At 57.4% G+C, this 1,483-nt stretch carries 1 protein-coding gene; it reads right to left on the reverse strand.

The window, feature by feature from the left end:
- Positions 1-72 precede the first annotated feature (72 nt).
- Positions 73-1,458 carry an IS1182 family transposase gene (locus tag ACR0AM_RS21565; RefSeq protein ID WP_480623998.1) on the reverse strand — a complete coding sequence of 462 codons (1,386 nt, stop codon included), beginning with the start codon at positions 1,456-1,458 and terminating at the stop codon, positions 73-75.
- Positions 1,459-1,483: the final 25 nt, after the last annotated feature.

Genomic DNA, 1,483 nt, shown 5'->3' on the forward strand with positions numbered 1-1,483 from the left:
GATATTGTTGAAAAACAACGTGTTGCTGGCGCAGAGAGAGGCGTACCGAACTGAGCGCGAGTGCCTTTCTTGTCAGGCTTTGCTCGTTTGCTGCGGTGCGGGAAAGATCTTGGCCAGTTTTCGGAGGTTCTGGGCGGTGGCGGCGAGGAGGAATTCGTCGGTTGCACCACAAGGGCCACGTAATCGGAGTCGTCCCAGCCCGAGAATGCGTTTGAGGTGGGCAAACAGCATCTCAACCTTCTTTCGGAGCTTTGCCGAGACTTTGTATTGGGGCGTTTTGCGAATGGCGCGTGCCACATCGCGTGCGTCTTCATGTTCTTCGCGGGTGATTTTGCGAGCATCGGCGTTTGGGCAGCACTTCATCTTCGACTGGCACGCCAGGCAGGTGTGTTTGAGGGCCTGATACTTGGCCACGCCCTTGCCCGTCGGGCCACGGTTCGGATCAGAGTAGTTGCGACGAAACTGCTTGAGCGCTTCGCCCTCAGGGCAGATGTATTGGTTGTTCTCGGGATCCCATTCAAAGTCTGCACGGGACCATGTGCCATCTGTCCGGCCAGCTTTGTCGATAACGGGAATGTGCGGCGCGATCTTGCGCTTCACCAGCCAGTCCAGCATGGGGCCGGAACCGTAAGCGGTATCTGCGATTAACCGTTCTGGGTGCAGGTCGAACTTGTCTTTGACCCGGTTCAACATCGTCTTTGTTGAACCGACTTCTGCCTGTCGGATTGATCTGGTGGCTTCGACATCGACGATTACACCGTGATCCGTATCAATCAGATAATTGTCGGAATAGCTGAAGAATGCAGGGCCTTTGCGGGCTGCAGTCCATTGGCTGGCGGGGTCAGAATGTGAGGTGAACTTGGGCTGTACCTCGCTGGCCGCGCCGAATGCCGCCTCGTCCAGCGTGTCGAGATACTCGCGGACCGCGCGGGACGCATCTGCCGGGTCAATGCTTGCCGCGTCCCAGTCTTCCTTCGGTGTTGAGTTCCGTTTGTTAGCATCGGCTTCGATCAGGCTGGCATCAATCGCCATGCGCTGGCCGCTGACGAGACCTTCCTCAATGCAGCGTGCCACAGTTGTCTCAAACAGACGACGCAACAGTTCGCTTTCCCGGAAACGGCCGTGCCGGTTCTTGGAAAACGTGGAATGGTCTGGCACCCGGTCGTTCAAGTCGAGACGGCAGAACCAGCGGTATGCCAGGTTCAAATGCACCTCTTCGCAGAGCCGTCGCTCGGATCGAATACCGAAGCAATAGCCAACCAACAGCATGCGGATCAGCAGTTCGGGATCGACGGAGGGCCGGCCCGTGTGGCTGTAGAAATCCGTAAGGTGCGCGCGAATGCTGCCCAGATCGACGAACCGGTCAATCGAGCGCAAAAGGTGGTCTTGCGGGACATGATCCTCCAGCGAGAACTCGTAAAACAGCGACGCTTGCGCTTCCTGTCTCGGTCCCATCATGGCTGATCCCTCCCTTTAGGAAGAA

The organism is Ruegeria sp. AD9 (genome assembly GCF_056542305.1).

Excerpts from the sequence above, each read along its gene's own strand:
- ACR0AM_RS21565 (WP_480623998.1), bottom strand. The coding sequence starts at position 1,458 with ATGATGGGACCGAGACAGGAAGCGCAAGCGTCGCTGTTTTACGAGTTC.